This is a genomic window from Anabaena sp. WFMT (genome assembly GCF_051781005.1).
Classification (GTDB): Bacteria; Cyanobacteriota; Cyanobacteriia; order Cyanobacteriales; family Nostocaceae; genus Anabaena.
In genome coordinates this window covers 18,000-35,898 of record NZ_JBPWOA010000034.1, presented here as the reverse complement: position 1 = coordinate 35,898, position 17,899 = coordinate 18,000, and the positions used below count along the sequence as shown (strand labels likewise).

Annotated in this window: 16 protein-coding genes; 8 read left to right on the top strand and 8 right to left on the bottom strand. The window is 37.2% G+C overall.

Going from position 1 to position 17,899, the window contains the following annotated elements:
* The first annotated feature begins 121 nt into the window (after positions 1-121).
* The 5 genes from ACSQ6I_RS22685 (at position 122) to guaA (ending at position 5,291) form a co-directional block, all read left to right on the top strand.
* The gene (locus ACSQ6I_RS22685) at positions 122-361 is read left to right on the top strand and encodes a Calvin cycle protein CP12 (RefSeq protein WP_438892524.1); all 240 of its coding nucleotides are present in this window, start codon (positions 122-124) and stop codon (positions 359-361) included.
* A gap of 509 nt (positions 362-870) precedes the next feature.
* Positions 871-1,461: a DUF3177 family protein gene (locus ACSQ6I_RS22680; protein ID WP_438892523.1), complete on the top strand. Its 591-nt coding sequence runs from the start codon at positions 871-873 to the stop codon at positions 1,459-1,461.
* A gap of 267 nt (positions 1,462-1,728) precedes the next feature.
* On the top strand, positions 1,729-2,028 hold the full coding sequence (locus tag ACSQ6I_RS22675; RefSeq protein WP_438892522.1) for a DUF7734 family protein: 300 nt from the start codon (positions 1,729-1,731) through the stop codon (positions 2,026-2,028).
* A gap of 112 nt (positions 2,029-2,140) precedes the next feature.
* Entirely contained in the window at positions 2,141-3,256 is a 1,116-nt protein-coding gene (gene cbiD / locus ACSQ6I_RS22670) for a cobalt-precorrin-5B (C(1))-methyltransferase CbiD (protein WP_438892521.1), read from the top strand.
* 412 nt (positions 3,257-3,668) lie between these two features.
* The gene (gene guaA, locus ACSQ6I_RS22665) at positions 3,669-5,291 is read left to right on the top strand and encodes a glutamine-hydrolyzing GMP synthase (RefSeq protein ID WP_438892520.1); all 1,623 of its coding nucleotides are present in this window, start codon (positions 3,669-3,671) and stop codon (positions 5,289-5,291) included.
* A gap of 205 nt (positions 5,292-5,496) precedes the next feature.
* Here the strand turns inward: guaA and ACSQ6I_RS22660 are convergent, their stop codons facing one another.
* The 3 genes from ACSQ6I_RS22660 to ACSQ6I_RS22650 form a co-directional block, all read right to left on the bottom strand.
* Complete coding sequence (locus ACSQ6I_RS22660) at positions 5,497-8,226, bottom strand: PAS domain S-box protein (RefSeq protein ID WP_438892519.1); 2,730 nt, start codon at positions 8,224-8,226, stop codon at positions 5,497-5,499.
* A gap of 2 nt (positions 8,227-8,228) precedes the next feature.
* Complete coding sequence (locus tag ACSQ6I_RS22655) at positions 8,229-8,708, bottom strand: response regulator (protein WP_438892518.1); 480 nt, start codon at positions 8,706-8,708, stop codon at positions 8,229-8,231.
* Between the two features lie 240 nt (positions 8,709-8,948).
* On the bottom strand, positions 8,949-11,207 hold the full coding sequence (locus ACSQ6I_RS22650; protein WP_438892517.1) for an ATP-binding protein: 2,259 nt from the start codon (positions 11,205-11,207) through the stop codon (positions 8,949-8,951).
* Between the two features lie 1,015 nt (positions 11,208-12,222).
* On the opposite strand from ACSQ6I_RS22650, the gene ACSQ6I_RS22645 reads away from it, so the two are divergent.
* A complete protein-coding gene (locus ACSQ6I_RS22645) occupies positions 12,223-12,627 on the top strand; it encodes a response regulator (protein ID WP_438892516.1) in 405 nt (134 codons plus the stop codon).
* Here the strand turns inward: ACSQ6I_RS22645 and ACSQ6I_RS22640 are convergent.
* Positions 12,624-13,547, bottom strand: a complete 924-nt coding sequence (locus ACSQ6I_RS22640) for a cation diffusion facilitator family transporter (protein WP_438892515.1) — start codon at positions 13,545-13,547, stop codon at positions 12,624-12,626. The two genes, ACSQ6I_RS22645 and ACSQ6I_RS22640, sit on opposite strands and share 4 nt — an antisense overlap.
* A gap of 348 nt (positions 13,548-13,895) precedes the next feature.
* Between ACSQ6I_RS22640 and ACSQ6I_RS22635 the strand changes: the two genes are divergently transcribed.
* Positions 13,896-14,249, top strand: coding sequence for a hypothetical protein (locus tag ACSQ6I_RS22635; RefSeq protein WP_438892514.1), 354 nt, complete (start codon positions 13,896-13,898; stop codon positions 14,247-14,249).
* A 221-nt stretch (positions 14,250-14,470) separates the two neighbouring features.
* Here the strand turns inward: ACSQ6I_RS22635 and ACSQ6I_RS22630 are convergent, their stop codons facing one another.
* From ACSQ6I_RS22630 to ACSQ6I_RS22620, 3 genes are all read right to left on the bottom strand, one after another.
* Complete coding sequence (locus ACSQ6I_RS22630; protein WP_015216113.1) at positions 14,471-14,707, bottom strand: DUF4327 family protein; 237 nt, start codon at positions 14,705-14,707, stop codon at positions 14,471-14,473.
* Between the two features lie 815 nt (positions 14,708-15,522).
* Positions 15,523-15,924, bottom strand: a complete 402-nt coding sequence (rbfA, locus tag ACSQ6I_RS22625; protein ID WP_438892513.1) for a 30S ribosome-binding factor RbfA — start codon at positions 15,922-15,924, stop codon at positions 15,523-15,525.
* A 64-nt stretch (positions 15,925-15,988) separates the two neighbouring features.
* Positions 15,989-16,195: a DUF751 family protein gene (locus tag ACSQ6I_RS22620; RefSeq protein ID WP_015216116.1), complete on the bottom strand. Its 207-nt coding sequence runs from the start codon at positions 16,193-16,195 to the stop codon at positions 15,989-15,991.
* Positions 16,196-16,359: 164 nt separating this feature from the next.
* Here ACSQ6I_RS22620 and ACSQ6I_RS22615 point away from each other — a divergent pair, with 164 nt between their 5' ends.
* Entirely contained in the window at positions 16,360-17,187 is an 828-nt protein-coding gene (locus ACSQ6I_RS22615) for a DNA adenine methylase (protein ID WP_438892512.1), read from the top strand.
* On the opposite strand, the gene ACSQ6I_RS22610 is transcribed toward ACSQ6I_RS22615, so the two are convergent.
* A complete protein-coding gene (locus ACSQ6I_RS22610) occupies positions 17,184-17,663 on the bottom strand; it encodes a PD-(D/E)XK nuclease superfamily protein (protein ID WP_438892637.1) in 480 nt (159 codons plus the stop codon). The two genes, ACSQ6I_RS22615 and ACSQ6I_RS22610, sit on opposite strands and share 4 nt — an antisense overlap.
* Positions 17,664-17,899: the final 236 nt, after the last annotated feature.

Below are 17,899 nucleotides of genomic sequence, written 5' to 3'. Positions count from 1 at the left end.
ATTCCAATACTAACAGATCAACTCAGTGGTTAGAATAGTAAGCGAGTAATAGGCAAAAACTACTACAATTTTTGATTTTTTTTCTACACTAGTATAAACAACACATAACGAGACTAACCCAATGACCAATATCCAAGAAAAAACCAACATCCAAGAACAGATCCAAGAAGAAATTGAGCAAGCGCGTACTGTCTGTGATATTTCAGGTGGTAACTCCGCAGAGTGTGCTGCTGCTTGGGATGCAGTTGAAGAACTACAAGCTGAAGCTTCCCACCAGCGTCAAAGTAAGCCAAAAAACTCTTTAGAGAAATACTGTGATGCTAATCCAGATGCTGATGAATGCAAAATTTACGAAGACTAGAAATTAAGTTCACCCCTTTTCTTCTAGTTTAGTAGGCAAGCAACCAATATCTATCAACTGAATATCTTGCACCTTCAGTCTACTCCCATATCAAGCTCACACTTCCCCTTGAATAATATCTAAGTTGGAAAAAAGAGCAAGTTATACAGAGAGAGGCGAAAACCTCAGCTAAAACCCCGAAAACCCCATAAAAATCTTCGTTATTCTGGGTATGCTGAAGTGATTATAAATTAGGCTGAGTTCCTAAATTCTTCCTGATAACTTTATCGGTCAGTGCAAAATATCAGCTACAGATGTATGTGTTGCTTGCTTTTTTGCCTAATAGATAGCAAACTATAGAACTTATGCATCTAAATTTATTCACCCTAGCGTAAATAGACAGGAGGCAGAAGAAAAGAAAATTTGCATATCATTAATTTTTGTTTCACATACTTATGTTTAATTGTGCTGAAATACTTAATTAAACAATTCAGATAAATAAATTTATCATTTAGCAACTAACAAAAGTTATGCCACAACCTTGGTTTCGCCCTTACGTTTGGATGGATTATAGATTAGCATTATTATTTGCTTTAATTATTCCCCTGATTCTCCTGATCTGGGCATTTGTACAAAAATCAGAAGCGATACAACGCTTATTAATGATTTACTGGCGAGTAGCAAGTCTATTGGCAATCACAATTTACTTGATGATTGGTGGCTTGGCAGTCAGTTTTGTCTCTGGCTTAATAGCTCGTATTCTCATTCCAATTTCGCTCTGGTTTTGGGTGGATATCAACGATGAAATTGATTATCAACCGAATAGTCTGCTGAAATTGATTTTCACATCTTGGCGCTGGGCAATGTCGATTTATTGCATTTTAGGAGCAATCACATTTGTACCATTTTTAGGTTGTGCTTTTTCAGAAAACGCATTAAAGAAACCATTCTGTAGCGTTTGGACTGAAGCACCTTTAATGTTTAAAGACTACTTCCACTATAATAGTAAACCTGCATTTCTAGGCTTTTTAGGCGTACTGGCTTTAGTAATTTATGTGATTTATCTAGGCATATTTGTGACGATTAAGTTAGGCAAACATGGGCGTTCTGCTACACAATAAAAAGAATTCAGAAGTCAGGAGTCAGCCCTATGGCTATAGCTTGCGTGACGACGTAGGAGTCATACGCCACGCTACGCTATCGGCTTGTCTTCGACACACTACGTGAACGCTCAGGGCAAGGAGTCAGGAGAATTTTGGATTTTGGATTACACAATCTAAAATTGCAAATTCAGAATTCTGTATCCTGAATTCTTACGAATGAAGTATTAAGTTTTCAAGTTAATACTTCATCTCAGATAACCAACTAAGTTACACAGTTTTCTATTGATGAATAATTCCATTGGTAAGCGGCTAGAACAGTACACTATCAAACGCCCTCAAGAAGTCCTCATCATCACGATAGACTTGAATGATGAGCAAGATAAAATAGCCGTCTTCAAGGGCTTTTCTAGCTCTCTAATGCGTCCAACTGCCTCTGATCCAGATATACCTGTATTGCCAGATGAAGCAATAATTCTGAGTATTGACCGCATAGCTAGTCCTTACAATCCTGAATCACCTCGTTATATTCAACAAGGAATATCTTGGGAAGATATGCAAGTTTTGTTATTAGAAGTGGATGTTTAGAATTGGTAATTGGTAAACACTTTTTCAAGTTCTAGATTATTCTAAATCCTGTTTTTCCTCCTAAATCCTAAATCCTTGCCCTGAGAGAAGTCGAAGGGCTGACTCCCTAATTATGTCCCGTTCTGGATACACGCTTCCTGTATTTGCTTGTGCTGCTGCTGTTGCGGCTTTACATTGGTTACGTCATCGTCAATCTTTGACTGTAACATCCGTGGATTTGATTGAACCAGCCGAAATAGTAGAAATACCAATTGAACAAGTAGCAGGAATATCTGAAAATACGGCTTTGGCAATTACCCGCAGTGATCCGGGTGATAATTTGGATTTGACTAGAAATACACCAATGTGGGCAATGGTTGAATGGTTTAAGGGAGAAGGGGAAAACGTAATTATTAAGGGGGGAGAGGGGATTGGTAAGCAGCTTAATGGTGAAGGGAACGCCGCGATTTATGCTTATGCTCAGAGGTTGTTAACAGAGAATTTGCAACGACTATTAGCACCTGGTGAGAAAATCATAGTCACGATTATTTTACCAGAAGGGCGATCGCTCGCCATGAGAACTTCCAACCCTGCTTTTGGTGTGGTAGAAGGACTTTCTCTCTTAGGAACAACAGGTATTTCTCAACCTTTGAGTACACCAGATCAACTCACAGCTTTCCGCAACGAGTTGAAAGACAAAGCTAGTCAATTTGAAACTCTCGTTTTTTGCATTGGGGAAAATGGCTTAGATTTAGCGCGAAAACTAGGGATAAATTCTCAACAATTGGTGAAAACGGCTAACTGGTTAGGGCCAATGTTAGTAGAAGCTGATATTTTAGGTGTTAAAGAAATTTTACTGTTTGGTTATCACGGTAAACTGATGAAACTGGCAGGGGGAATTTTTCACACCCATCATCACTTAGCCGATGGCCGACGGGAGATTTTAGCAGCACACTGTGCATTACTGGGTTTACAATCTTCAGATATCCAAACAGTGTTTCATAGCCCCACCGCTGAAGCTGCATTAAAGCATTTGCGATCGCTTGACCAAAATACTGGTACTAATTGGGTAAATCAGGTGTATAGCACCATTGCCGAAACCATTGATACACGTTGCCAAGAATATATTAACAGCCACAGTGAAAGGGTTACAGCCACAACAGTCTGTGGTTCAATTCTCTTTGATCGCGATCGCCAAATTATCGTTCAAAGTAAAACTGGTTGTATGTTAGTGGGAAAATTATGCTAACTTATTATGAATTAACATAAATAAACCAAATAATTAATTTGTTTGATTACCTATCTTTAGAGTGATTTTTTGCTTTTAATTTACGAAGCCAAATTAATCAGCTAAACAGACGCGGCAAGAGTCGCGTCTATCTATTAGGTTTTTTCGACCATTATTAGCCTAAAAAAGCCAAAAATGGTGATCATGTGAAATTAGACGTAAGTATTCAGGATAGAGAATACATAAGTCAAGAGAATAAAAGCTTTTTGGGTCAACTTTGATGATTTTGAGAAAATATAACTTCTCTCTATTCCTGATTTCATAAGCATTCTGACTCCTGACTCCTTGCCCTGAGCGAAGTCGAAGGGCTGACTCCTGACTCCTGAATTCTTACATTAGACCGATTTATCCTTAAAGACACACTCTCTCCATCATGAATACAGCGGTGACTCTACCAACCGAACAAGCACCTCAAACACAAGAAGGTTTGAGGCAGCTTAATCGCCAAATTATTGTAATTTTAGACTTTGGATCTCAATATTCTGAACTAATAGCTCGTCGTATCCGCGAGACTCAAGTATACTCTGAAGTATTTTCTTATCGCACCACAGCGGAACATTTACGCCAACTAAATCCTAAAGGGATTATCTTATCTGGTGGACCAAATTCAGTATATGCTGATCATGCTCCCCATTGTGACCCAGAAATCTGGAATTTGGGAATCCCCATTTTAGGCGTATGCTATGGGATGCAATTGATGGTCAATCAGCTGGGTGGAAATGTTACCAAAGCTGAACGAGGTGAATATGGGAAAGCATCTTTATATATAGATGACCCCACAGACTTGCTGACTAATGTTGAAGATGGAACAACAATGTGGATGAGTCATGGAGATTCAGTCCAAAAAATGCCACCGGGATTTGAATTACTAGCACATACAGAAAATACTCCCTGTGCTGCTATTGCTGACCATGAAAAGAAACTTTACGGTGTACAGTTCCATCCAGAAGTCGTACATTCCCTTGGTGGCATAGCATTAATTCGCAACTTTGTCTACCACATCTGCGACTGTGAACCCACTTGGACAACAGCAGCTTTTGTAGAAGAATCAATTCGGGAAATTCGCGCCAGAGTAGGCGATAAACGAGTATTATTAGCTCTTTCCGGCGGTGTAGATTCTTCCACCCTGGCATTTTTGCTGTATAAAGCCATTGGTGAACAGCTAACTTGTGTGTTTATCGATCAAGGCTTTATGCGTAAATTAGAGCCAGAACGATTACTGAAGTTATTCCAAGAACAGTTTCATATTCCAGTAGAATATGTTATGGCACGCGATCGCTTCATCGCTGCAATTGCCGGTGTCACAGATCCCGAAGAAAAACGCCGCCGCATTGGACATGAATTTATTCGCGTCTTTGAAGAAACATCCAAAAATCTGGGACATTTTGATTACTTAGCTCAAGGTACTCTCTATCCTGATGTGATCGAATCCGCTGATACAAATGTTGACCCCAAAACTGGTGAACGGGTAGCAGTGAAAATTAAGAGTCATCACAATGTTGGTGGTTTACCCAAAGACCTCAGATTCAAACTGGTAGAACCATTGCGAAAACTCTTTAAAGATGAAGTTCGCAAAGTAGGACGTTCCATTGGTTTACCAGAAGAAATTGTCCAACGCCAACCTTTCCCAGGACCAGGTTTAGCAATTCGCATTTTAGGTGAAGTCACATCCGAACGGTTAAATATTTTACGCGATGCAGATTTAATTGTCCGTCAAGAAATCAATCAGCGGGGAATGTATAACGAAGTGTGGCAAGCTTTTGCTGTATTACTACCAATTCGCAGTGTGGGTGTCATGGGTGATAAACGTACCTACGCCTACCCCATTGTTTTGCGGATTGTCACCAGTGAAGATGGCATGACAGCCGATTGGGCGCGTGTACCTTATGATGTCCTAGAAGCAATTTCTACCAGGATTGTCAATGAAGTGAAAGGCGTTAACCGCGTGGTTTATGACATCACTTCTAAACCACCTGGAACTATTGAGTGGGAGTAAAAGGCAGGGGGCAGGGAGCAGGGAGCAGGGAGCAGGGGGAGAAAATTCACCTTTTTATACTTCCCAATTCCCAGTTCCTAAGAGAACTCCACAAAAAAGATGATCCAATCTTGTGGGATGGGCATCCTGCCCGTCCTTCTATTCTTAGCAGGCTTTTCGGCCTGCACCACAAGAAATGTTGGGATATTTTTTTATTTGGAAGTCTCTAAACAGGTAATTTAATGGTGAAAATAGCGCCTTTACCTACACCGGGACTGGTGGCTTGAATGGTGCCACCGTGTAATTCTACTAAATGACGAGCGATCGCTAAACCCAATCCTAAACCACCTTGTTTGTGAGTGCGATTATCTACGGTATGAGTTAGGCTATCACCTTGGTAATAGCGTTCAAATACAAACGGTAAATACTCTGAACTGATGCCAATCCCTGTATCACTAACCGTAATTTGAGCATATTTGAGTTTTTTGACCTGATCATTAACTTGTGACAGATTCACTTTTACTCTGCCACCTGAGGACGTGAACTTAATAGCGTTGGAGAGTAAATTTCCTAAAACTTGTAGCAAGCGATTTTCATCACCCATAATGGGTTCAATAGACTCATCAATAATAGATTCTAGAAAGATATTATTAGCATTTGCAGCCGGATAAGCAGTTTCAATAGCTGCCAGGACAATAGACACCAGATTCACTTGACGGAGTTCTAGATGTAGCTTCCCCCGAAGAATACGGGAGATATTGAGCAAATCTTCCAAAAGTTTCGCTTGGGAGTGAGCATTGCGTTCAATGGTTTCTAAAGCACGGTTGAAAGTTTGTGTATCTACAGACCGAGTTCGCAGTATGGATGCCCAGCCTAAAATAGCATTGAGTGGCGATCGCAAATCATGAGACACCATCGCCACAAAGTCATCTTTTATTTGGTTAGCTGTCTCAGCTTCAAGACGCGCAGCTTGTTCCAGACGTAAAAGTTGCACACGTTCTACTTCCAATTGCTTGCGATCTTCAATATCTGTACTCGTACCAAACCACTTCACAATCTGTCCCAACTCATTTTTGATAGGTACACCTCTGACTAAATGCCAGCGATAAACACCGTCATATCTTCTCAGGCGCTTTTCACATTCATAAGGTTCTCCAGTCTGAACACCCTTTAACAAAGCCTGCATAGTAATTTGCAGATCATCTGGATGCACATATTTTGCCCAGCCGAACCCCATCACCGTCTCAATCCTTTGTCCTGTATATTCCAGCCACTGTTGATTAACATGAACACATTCACCCTCAGTATTAGCTATCCACACAAGTTGAGGTATAGCATCAGATAAGTAACGGTATGATTCCTCACTTTGGCGCAATGCCTCTTCAGCCTGTTTACGCTCAGTCAAATCAAGAACAAAGCAGGCACTATAACCATCTTGTTCTCTACCTTCTATCAACGCAATTCCTAAAAGAATTGGCACACGAGTCCCATTTTTGCAAAAATATTCCTTCTCAAAGGGAGTGCAAATTCCCAAAGTTCGCAGCTCTTGAATTTTCTGCTCGTCCAAGGTTTGGTATTCTGAAGGTGTCATCATATCCCAACGGATACTTCCATTAGCTAATTCCTCATGGGTATAGCCAAACATTTTCAAAAAGGCATCGTTAGCTTCAAAAATTTGCCCCCGGAAGTCCCCAAAGTAAATACCAACTACATTAGATTCTACAATTCGGCGAAATTTAGCTTCACTTTGACGTAATGCCTCTTCAGTTAATTTACTCTCACTAATATCAATTGCTGAACCGAGAAACTGACAAGGAGAACCATTAGCATTTCTCGCAAACACCACATATCGACAGCAAAACCAGCGCCATTCACCATTGAGGTGCCGCATTCGCAATTCAGTTTTGAGAATTTCGCCATCCTGGACTAAATTAAATTGTGGATACATCTCTAAAATTGGAGCAATATCATCAGGATGTATTAACTGGGCTATATCCTCTATACTCATATTCTGAATTTGTTGAGGTGTATAACCCAACAGTTCCTTAACCTGACTATTAATATAGATATTCCGTTCTGCAACTAAATCGTAAACATACAACATCCCTGGAGTCGCTTCGGTAATGCTTTCAATAAACTGCTGACTTTGCCTTAACTGTTCTTCTGCCTGTTTTTTTTCAGTCACATCTTGCCATGAAACAACACAGCCATCTTCCATTTTAGTGATGCGAAAATCAAAAGCTCTATGTGATTGCTCTTGTTTATCAGCACATATAAATTGCTGTGATTCTTTAACTAAAGGTTTACCTATTTCCAGTACTTGGCAATACTCATTAAATAAACCACTTTCTCGATAAGCAGGGAAAATTTCACAGAGACTTTGACCCAATTGCTCTCCCTTTGTCATGCCGTGACATTCACAAGCTGCGGCATTTACATAATCAATCCGAAAATCTATTATTTCGCCTTTCTCATTACGAATAGCTGAGTAAATACCAAAACAGTCCAGTAGATTTTCTACAGATGTCTGAAACCGATCCTCAGTCCTTTGTAGTTCTTGAGTTAGGTGAGAATTTTTAATTGCTGCGTGGATAGTAGAGCATAACAAATCGGCTGTTGTTCGTCCTTTCACCAAATAATCTTGTACACCATTTTTCATCGCTTGGACAGCAATATCTTCGTTACCATAACCTGTTAACATAATTATTGCTGGCATCATTCTTGGAGCCTGCTGTTTTAATCCTGCTATAAATTCCAGCCCATCTAAATCAGGCAGCTTAAAATCTAATAAGATGCCATCAGGGTGAAACTGCTGACATAAAGCCAACGCGGCATCACCTGATTCTTCTTCGATAATTGTGTAGCTATATTCTTTATCTTGTAGCAGATAGCGGCGATAAGTCTGGCGATCTTCAGAAGAATCATCGACAATTAAAACAGTTAGCGGTTGCACCATAACTAATTACTTCCAATATCAGGAAGGATGACGATATCTAACCAATAATTGATAAAGCTTTGAATTGTTTTGATTAATTTTTTGATGTCGATTGGTTTCAACATATAACTAGCAACAGAGTTTTGATAACATATTTCAATATCCTTGGGATTAGAAGACGTAGTAAATACAATTACAGGAATAATTTTTAAATTTTCATCCTGTTTAATTTGTTGTAAAACTTCTCTACCATCAGTTCCTGGTAAATTCAAATCAAGTAAAATAATTGATGGACGAGGAGAAGTTTGAGAATCATTATAAATACCATCATGATACAGGTAATCTAGAGCATCTTCACCATCAGTACAACGGACGATGGGATTGATAACTCCTTGTTGATTTATGACTCTACTAAAAGCTTCAAAATCTTCATCACTATCTTCAATTACTAACAATAGTGCTGATTTTTGACAAAAGGTGCATTTAGCTAATGGCTGTTTCATAAAATATTCCTAAGCCGGAAATCTCTGCTTCGTATTAAGTGGGGTTTAAAATTTTCTTCTGAATTAAAAAACTCCTTAATTAAATTATAAGCATTCAGAATAGAGAATACAAAAATCAGAATAATAACAGCTTTTTGAGTCAAATTTGATAATTTTAATAAAATACCGCTTTTCTCTAATCCTGATTTCACAAATATTCTGAACCGAAGAGGTCTGCGTAGCATCTCCTGAATTCTTACATTAAATTTCTCCTACCTGTAATGTGAAATAGAAAGTACTACCTTCACCATAGGTTGACTCTACCCAGATTTTACCTCCATGTCGCTCTATAATTTTTTTAGTAATTGTTAGTCCTGCTCCCATACCACCACCAAATTTATTGGGACTGTGCAGTCTTTTAAAGATGCGAAAAATAGATTCAAAATGTTTATCTTTTATGCCAATACCGTTATCTTTGACATAGAATATAAATGTTTCATGACGATGCAAATATCCAATTTCAATCCATTGATCATCTTTGTTATTGTATTTAATGGCATTAGCAATCAGATTATTAAATACTTCTCCAATTTGAATGCGATCGCAATAAACTGTTGGTAGCGGTTGAGGAATACGAATTTCTATTCCTATCTCTTCAATTCGTGCGCTCAATAAATCTAAAGTCTGAGATAGAAGATGATTGAGGTTTGTTTTCTGCATAGAAAGGTCTACCCTTCCTAAGCGAGAAAAATGCAGTAATGAATCAATTAAATCTTCCATACGCTGAGTCAAGCGCACTAAGGTTTTTAATTTAGTCTTACCCTCTTCATCCAGGGTGTTACCATAATCTTCTATCAAAAAATTAGAATAATTATGAATCCCGCGCAGTGGTTCTTTTAAATCATGGGATGCAATATACGCAAAAGCATCTAATTCACTATTGCTGCGCTCCAATTCTATATTTATCTGTGCAAGCTCATCTACTTTTCGCAATATCACACTGATAATAGCATTTCTCAACTCCAGCGCTGCATTCACTTCACAGGATTGCCAAGGAAGCGACTTTAACTGTACTGTTTCTTTCCATAAATCAAAAGATTTACGGGGTGATAAGCGCAAATCCCCATTTACTGTTACTTCTACAGCTTTATTGGGATTGCCTCCCCAATTTACAGTTTGCAAAACTTCTGGACGAAACCACAGAACATAATTTTTCTGGCTTTTGTCAATAGAAATTACCATTAAACCACTAGCGATATTTCCAAATTTTTCTGCTGCTGGATAAACTTGTGATAGTCCATCAGTGTAAAAAATTTCGTCATGCAAATTTTTAGTAATCCATGTCACTAAATTATGAATTTCTTGTATTTCAGGAGTTTTACCAACAGTAATATATTCACCATCAAAATAGACTGCTGCTCCTTCAGCATCTACAAGATTAAGTAAATTGGGTTGATGGTTAATTAAACCTTGAATAAATTTTTTTTCTGCTGACATATATTCTACTAATTTAGATTGGATAGATTTTAACTGCAATTTATATCCAGTATCTTCACTATCTTCTTTAGCACCCAATTCTAAAGATGTCATTTGTCCTAAAAATTCACATACATGGCGAATTTCATAGGGTAAGTATTTAGGTGATTGATGATGACAAGCAATCAGTCCCCACAATTTTTTATTTTTGATAATAGAAATTGACATTGATGCTATCACACCCATATTTTGCAAATATTCAATATGTAGCGGTGAAACACTTCTGAGTACTGCATTACTTAAATCTAAAGGTTGTTGATTTAATGGGTTATTTGTAGGTATAATTACCGCAGGTTGATAATTAATATCTGGTATAAGTCTGAGCCAGTTTTGAATGTAGAGTTGTCTAGCTTGTGGGGGAATATCAGAAGCTGGGTAATGTAAACCTAAATAAGATGTGAGGTTTTCTGATTTTTCTTCAGTAATTACTACACCATTCCAATTATCATCAAATTTATAAACCATTACTCGATCAAAGTCAGTAATTCTTTTGATTTCCTGAGCAATAACTCGGCTTAATTGAGTAACGGTAGCTGCTCCTCGTAGCTTGGATATAGCCAACTTTATTAAGGGATAAAATTTAAAAAATTTATTACTCTTTTCTGATAAAGTAGGCTCTAATTCTAAAATAAAATTTTCTTGGTAGCGATGAACAATTCCATCAAAATATACATTTTTTTGATTCACTCTGATATTAAATTCCAGGGGATTACCAAATTCCAAGTTTTCCTGCTCTAAGGAATCTAATAATAAATTAATTTGCTCAGGTTCAAGTAGTTGATTCAAATTTTGATTCAACAATTTATCTGGCTGTATTCCCAGAATATTAAATGTATTATCGCTAATTTGTAAAATAGTTAATTCTGGTTTTTTAAAAGATAAAATAACTCCATGAGGCTGAATCAATCCAGGTGTATGTATCGCTTCTTTTTCACAGCTTGTTAAATCAATTTTGACATCATTACTAGTATTGTTAATATTCATAATTGATAATTTCAATTTCTGAGTTATGATCACGAATTATTTTTTGAGTTTTATTAGAGGAAATTTAATTTGTCTACAGGAATACCAAACAATAAATTACCTAAAAATTGTAGGATGGTTTACTCCACGCTTAAACGCAGCCAACCACCATTATTCCTTAAGTTTATCGGGGGTTACGGACTACTAAGTAATTGGACAAAAATATTTACAGTCATTGCGAGCGAAGCGTTCGCGTAGCGTGCCGGAGGCATCAGCAATCCCAGCCCCTGCGATTGCGTCATTCCACTTCGTTCCATTCGCAATGACATTGTGTAATTAATTCTGTCCAGGTACTTATCCTCACCCGACCTACAAATTGGAGATTTTTTATTTGTAAGTAAGGATTCAGGATACAGAATGTTTGATATAGCCGGGAACTCTTAACAGAAAAGAAAAATATTCTTCTTCTTTCTCCTGACTCCTGACTCCTGAATTCTTACATTTGTAAGTCCTTAATGAGGGTAAGTATCTTGCTTGAAAGTTACAACTTTACTGTGATCACTTCCGGGATATTCTACTCAACTGCTAAATATATAAAGTGATGATTATCTATCAATAGATGTTCGTTTCTCTACTCTTACTATTTTATAGACAGATTTAATCATTGGTTCTAAAATAGACTGTGAATATCTATGAAAATCAGTTAGAAGTTCTGGAAAAATTTCTAAATTTTAGCCTAAAAGCCTAATTTTAACTATTATACAAAAAGTGTATTTTTGTAAAGTTAAGTGAATGGTTGTACTTCTATTTTATAGAGAAAAGTAATAAAATAATAATTCAAAATAATAAATATTTGCCCAATTTTCCAGTAGATTATTCATAATGCTCGATTTTACTATTAGATAAACCAAATTAATCAACAGTAAAAAATTACCTTTCTCACAGTAGAATTATTTCTGGTGTGGTGAATGAGGATAGGACAAAAAGCTCTGATTGAGGATTCTTCTTGCTAATTTCTAACACTAATAGAGATGTTATGCCAGCCAATCTCCCTCTTGCTCGCTTACGCATTCTCGTAGTTGATGATGATGAAGATAGTCGCTTTTACGTTGCTACCGTCTTAGAAGCAGATGGAGCAGTTGTTACAGCGGTTTCTTCAGCAGCAGCAGCTTTAGAAATGCTAACCAAGTTTAAACCTGATGCTTTGATCTGTGATATTGCTATGCCTGATGAAGATGGCTATGCTTTAATCCGCCAAGTGCGATCGCTCAAAGCAAATGAAGGTGGAAGAATTCCGGCTGTAGCTTTAACTGCTTATGCAGATAGTGAGGATCGAATTTGCGCCTTACAAGCTGGCTTTCAGACTCATGTAGCTAAACCTGTCGAACCAGATGAATTAGTGGAAATTATCGCCAAATTAGTCACATTTTCTTACAATTAACCTTGAGAATCGATCTGTTTTGCTATCGGTTCAAAGCTAATATTTTCAGATTTGTATGCTGGTGGTTCAACGTGAATTAAAATCCTGACTGGACTAAAGCGTTGTTCTAGTTGGCTTTCTACTTCTTCGGTAATCCGGTGAGCAGTTTCTACATCTGGTGCATCTACTATTAAATGCATTTCTATAAAGACTTGACGACCGAGAATACCACGAGAAGCAATATCATGGCAATTTATCACTCCAGAAACAGAAAGTGCGATCGCATGAATTGCTTCAGGTGCGATCGCCATCTCATCTACTAACGAAGGTAAATTTTCTTTTAAAACTGACCAACCACTCCAAAATACCAACAAAGCCACTGGAAAAGCTAACACCACATCTAACCATTGAAAATCAAGCCACCAAATACCAATCAAACCACCAATTACTGAGATAGTCACCCAAACATCACTCATTGTATGAGTAGCATCAGCAATTAAAATTGAACTACCCACCCTCTTACCAACATTACGTTCATAAAACGCCACAAAAATATTTACCCCCAACACAACCAGCAATATCCACAATTCCGATGTTGATACTTTCACCGGCTCACCACCTTTGAGAATTCTCTCCACCGCTCCTTGGAGAATTTCAAAACAGGCTATTCCTAAAAAAGCTGCTATTCCTAAAGCTCCCACTGCTTCAAATTTATGATGTCCATAGGGATGTTCTCTGTCTGGATATGGGGAAGAAAAATGACTCGCAAACAATCCTAAAACATTGTTAGCACTATCCGTCACACTATGTAATGCATCAGCCAACAGACTGAGAGAACCTGTTGAGTACCCTACAAATGCTTTCAATCCCATCACAAACAAATTGAGGAGTAGAGTAATTATTAAAACTTTTCTTACTTCAGCGCGGTGATCGTAAGTCATAAATTTATAATCTCAAGTTCTATGACTTCTACTGTAAAACCTAACGCACCAATTAACACAAATAAAATTTATCAAAGTCCTATACTGTAAGGAATAAGTCTCTTGACTAACTCTAATTTTTAGACAATTTTATTGAGATTTATTTTAAATAAAAATTAGCTAACATATCTATATATTTATGTATTATGGTGACTGCCAATAGACTATAATTATCATTAATAGTAAAAATCATTTTCAGTTTTAGGATCTGCTTTTTGAATTAAACGGAAAATTATTTTTTTTACCATCTCCGCACTACCCCATCCGGTAAGATAAGTAATTACCAAGAAGTTGTCATCACAAAGCGCTATGTCTTCTACCCCTCTGACATTGAACCTGGGTCAAGGTTCCGTTTCCTTTAGTTTTTCAGCCCAAGCAGCACAAGAATTAAAAGCAGCAATAGCTGAATTAATGGTGAGTCTGAAAGCTGTTGCTGCTAAACCCACCCCAGGTGGTGGTAAAGTTAAGCCCCAACCTTCCCTAGAGTATCGCTATACTGGTGAAGTCTTTTTAGAAGTTTTTTGTAACCCCAATATTTGGCCTACACCCTTTGCAGCCAAAGTTTTGCTGACTATTCGCAATATCAACATTCGTGTAACTACAGAAACTGAACTCACTCGCATGATTGAGGATATTAACCAGTACTTAGAACAAGTAAGCTAAAAAATACTTGCCCAGATTTCTGAAATCTGGACAAGTATAAATAAAACAATGACTAATTATTTAGATTGATCGACTTTTAGATATTGCGTAAATCTAGAATAAAAAACTAACACCCAATCCCTTTGGGCGCAATTACGAAACCCAAAGGGAAGCAATCGCTTAACTGGATGAAAACCCATTAAGACTGTCTAGCCTGACCAAAATCATCAACTCAAGATTGATTAGTCGTTATCCCATTCTTCACGACCAATCAAATCACCAATGCGATCGCGCAATAAAAAGTCACATTTCTCTAACTCACATTCAACACAAACCCACTCTCTCGCTGGGATGTATTGGCAGAGCGTATATATTGGTTGCTGACGGCTCAACATTCCTCTTTGTACCAGTTGGCGTGCTTCGTCCTGAATTACATCTAGAGAGTAGTAATTGATAGAAGGCACCGTATTCACACTCATTGTTTTTACTCACAAATTTACAATTAGATAGTGTTCCCAATCTTAATCAGGAACAAAAATGGCAATAATTAGACCTGTGGCTAGGTTTTGTAGTTTGCTATACGGAACTATTATCATTTTGACGCTACAGACCTATAAATTATCTAAAGAAATGTTAAGTTTGTCAATGAATCCTAACATTAATATTTACTCCGCTTTATATTATGAATCCCAATGAGATTAACTAAACTGACTGAGAATTCGGTGTGACTACTATTCAACAGGTTTAACACTTTAATATCTATATGCCTATAGCTACAATTTAGCAGTTAGAAATAACTTCCATAGTATAAAATCTTACTAGTATGATTAATGCCCAGCGCAAACTCTTTCTAGCCGTGCTGTAATGATTTTTTCTAGGAAAAATAAATTACCCATAAGCAAAAATGAAGTATAAACTGTTGCAAATTCCAATAGTTAAGTTACACTACTAAGTTTTGCAGCAACCTATCTGTTAACAATTTTTTAATCTGGAAAGCTATGTTTTCTTAAACAGCTTTGTAGGGTGCGTCAGATATCGTAAATCTGTTGATAATAAGCAATTTATAGGTCTGACGCACCTGTAAAAGATATTAAATGTGACACTTGCGTCAGTCCTAATGACTCCTGGTTTGATAAACATAAGTTCTGTAAACTGACCTCAAACGCCAAAAACCTGGACTTTAGCCAGGTTCTGATTTGTTCAAGGAACATCCAAATAAAAAACTACAATTTTTGAATAATTTATTTTTTGGTGTTTCCTTAATTATTTGGTACTATTTGTTACTTAGCGCTTGTTACTCATCAGTCAATTCCTGGTTATCAGCGTCAGTTCCTTCTGGTGGACGATCTTGCTTGAGTTGGTTCAATAAACTCAGCAATTTAGTACCTCGTTCGAGAGAATCATCTTCGACAAATATAACTTCTGGCGTGCGACGTAGCCTGACTCTAGCACCCAACTCACTGCGAACATAACCAGTCGCTGACTTTAAACCTGCCATAGTTTCTGCCTTAGCTTCCTCTGTCCCATAAATACTGACGAAGATTTTGGCGTGTTGCAAGTCACCGGAAACATCCACATCGGTAACACTTACCATACCTGTACCCACACGGTCATCCTTAATACCGTTGAGTAGCATTTGGCTAACTTCCCGTTTAATTAATTCAGCAACGCGGGAAACGCGGCGATTTGTAGCCATAAAAATTCCGCCTTCTCACAGAGGTTGTACGACATGAATAGATGCAAATTAGGGGGGGATAACGCTAGGTTGTACCTAAGCCCAGCATAGCCCGGAGAGTCAGCGTTAGGAAAAACAGACTCCCTATAAACAAGCCCAAAAGAGAAATTAAGGTGATTGGGCGTTTCAACAATGGCATTAATGGCTCAAAGGTATTCAGAAAAATACCTAAGACGATAGTGATCAAGTACCGAGGGTAGCGAAAGACGTTATCCCAAAATCCGTCAAACATTTGAATATAGACTGCCTTGTTATAAAATGTAAGTTTGTTTTCAGGTGCTTATTTAGTCTAATTGTAATCTATGATGCTGAAAATAGCTCAATTCATATAAAATATAATTCGTTAGTTATATTGGCTTTGATTAGGAGCCGAGTTTTAGTTTAATCATTAAGTAAATGGTAAGTCAAATTCCCAAAGCAACTTTCCCACGTCCCTTTTTAAAGTGGGCTGGGGGTAAAAATCGGTTGATTCCGCAATATAAAGATTATTTTCCCCAGCATTACAAGACTTACTATGAACCCTTTTTAGGTGGAGGGGCTGTTTTTTTTCATCTGCAACCACCAAAGGCAGTTTTAACTGATATTAATGCCGAATTAATTATCACTTATCGCTGTGTTAGAGATAATATTGAAGAATTAATTGAACTGTTACAAAAACATAAAGAACGACATGATAGAGATTATTATTATGATGTAAGAGCCTATCCTGAAGGCACAGATTTAGAAAAAGCTGCTCGGTTTATTTATTTGAATAAAACTTGTTTTAATGGTCTGTATCGAGTTAATTCTCAAAATAAGTTTAATGTGCCTTTAGGGAAATATAAAAACCCTGGTATTTGTCAAGAAGATTTGCTGAGAGTCGCCTCTAAAGCGCTTTCTATGGCTGATATCCAACAAGCAGATTTTACTCAAGTGTTAAATTATGCAAAAAGTAGTGATGATTTTGTGTTCTTTGATCCTCCTTATTATCCTATAAGTGACACCAGCAGTTTTACTAGTTATAGTCGCTATTCTTTTTCCCAAAATCAGCAAGTTGAATTAAAGGATATATTTGTAAAATTATCTAAATGTGGCGTTAGAGTTATGCTATCTAATTCAGACTGCAAATTTATTCGTGATCTTTATAGAAATTTCAATATTCGTACTATATCAGCAGCCAGATCAATTAATTCCAATGCTCAAAAACGTGGGAAAATTACTGAAATTTTAGTAACTTCTTATTAAAGATTAGTGTTAGACCAGGCAATAAATGAACTCAAATCATAAACACCTAGTAAATTTTTATTGGTATTAACTTGTGTTGTTAACCAGTTAATTGCTCCTGGCTTCATACCTCCGCCATCTATTAAAACAATAGCAGGGACTGGATAAGAGTTCTGTATATTCAAGTTTACATAAGGAAGCTTTTCATCAACTGAACCACTACTATTCTGCCATTTACATTCAATAATTAAACCGGAAGAATTTGCAACTGAACCAATTATATAAAAATCGACATATATGTTAGTACTATAAATTCCTAACCCTATATAAACTTGCCTTGCATATCTTTTAGGTGAACTTGTACTATTTAACAGTAATTCGTGGCGTTGTTTTTGTTTTTGATGACTTACTTCTATATATCCATGACCGGCTAAAGTCCCTTCTACAGTTCTTTCTAAAATTTTCCCAGCTTTATTTGCTTTTCCACCTTGAGTCATAGTCATACTCAAACCCTCTGCTAAAAGTCCTGCTTATTCTAGGATTCCATGAAAGCAGTAACAAAGGGTAATTAGTTGAGTATAAATTTTTGATTTTTTCTCAGAAAGGGTAAAAATAATATGGTACTTTTGTACTTCAAAACAAATGTATTTATGCAAATTTAAAATCTAAAATTGTTACTTCCTACCTTATTCTCTAATTCTCCCGTGACTGGGGGAGAAATAGAGGAGATATT

Excerpts from the sequence above, each read along its gene's own strand:
- ACSQ6I_RS22610 (WP_438892637.1), bottom strand. The coding sequence starts at position 17,663 with ATGACTCAAGGTGGAAAAGCAAATAAAGCTGGGAAAATTTTAGAAAGA.
- ACSQ6I_RS22620 (WP_015216116.1), bottom strand. The coding sequence starts at position 16,195 with ATGTTTGACGGATTTTGGGATAACGTCTTTCGCTACCCTCGGTACTTG.
- ACSQ6I_RS22685 (WP_438892524.1), top strand. The coding sequence starts at position 122 with ATGACCAATATCCAAGAAAAAACCAACATCCAAGAACAGATCCAAGAA.
- ACSQ6I_RS22615 (WP_438892512.1), top strand. The coding sequence starts at position 16,360 with ATGGTAAGTCAAATTCCCAAAGCAACTTTCCCACGTCCCTTTTTAAAG.
- ACSQ6I_RS22650 (WP_438892517.1), bottom strand. The coding sequence starts at position 11,207 with ATGAATATTAACAATACTAGTAATGATGTCAAAATTGATTTAACAAGC.
- rbfA (WP_438892513.1), bottom strand. The coding sequence starts at position 15,924 with ATGGCTACAAATCGCCGCGTTTCCCGCGTTGCTGAATTAATTAAACGG.
- cbiD (WP_438892521.1), top strand. The coding sequence starts at position 2,141 with ATGTCCCGTTCTGGATACACGCTTCCTGTATTTGCTTGTGCTGCTGCT.
- ACSQ6I_RS22660 (WP_438892519.1), bottom strand. The coding sequence starts at position 8,226 with ATGGTGCAACCGCTAACTGTTTTAATTGTCGATGATTCTTCTGAAGAT.
- ACSQ6I_RS22645 (WP_438892516.1), top strand. The coding sequence starts at position 12,223 with ATGCCAGCCAATCTCCCTCTTGCTCGCTTACGCATTCTCGTAGTTGAT.
- ACSQ6I_RS22675 (WP_438892522.1), top strand. The coding sequence starts at position 1,729 with ATGAATAATTCCATTGGTAAGCGGCTAGAACAGTACACTATCAAACGC.
- ACSQ6I_RS22630 (WP_015216113.1), bottom strand. The coding sequence starts at position 14,707 with ATGAGTGTGAATACGGTGCCTTCTATCAATTACTACTCTCTAGATGTA.
- ACSQ6I_RS22655 (WP_438892518.1), bottom strand. The coding sequence starts at position 8,708 with ATGAAACAGCCATTAGCTAAATGCACCTTTTGTCAAAAATCAGCACTA.
- ACSQ6I_RS22640 (WP_438892515.1), bottom strand. The coding sequence starts at position 13,547 with ATGACTTACGATCACCGCGCTGAAGTAAGAAAAGTTTTAATAATTACT.
- ACSQ6I_RS22680 (WP_438892523.1), top strand. The coding sequence starts at position 871 with ATGCCACAACCTTGGTTTCGCCCTTACGTTTGGATGGATTATAGATTA.
- guaA (WP_438892520.1), top strand. The coding sequence starts at position 3,669 with ATGAATACAGCGGTGACTCTACCAACCGAACAAGCACCTCAAACACAA.
- ACSQ6I_RS22635 (WP_438892514.1), top strand. The coding sequence starts at position 13,896 with ATGTCTTCTACCCCTCTGACATTGAACCTGGGTCAAGGTTCCGTTTCC.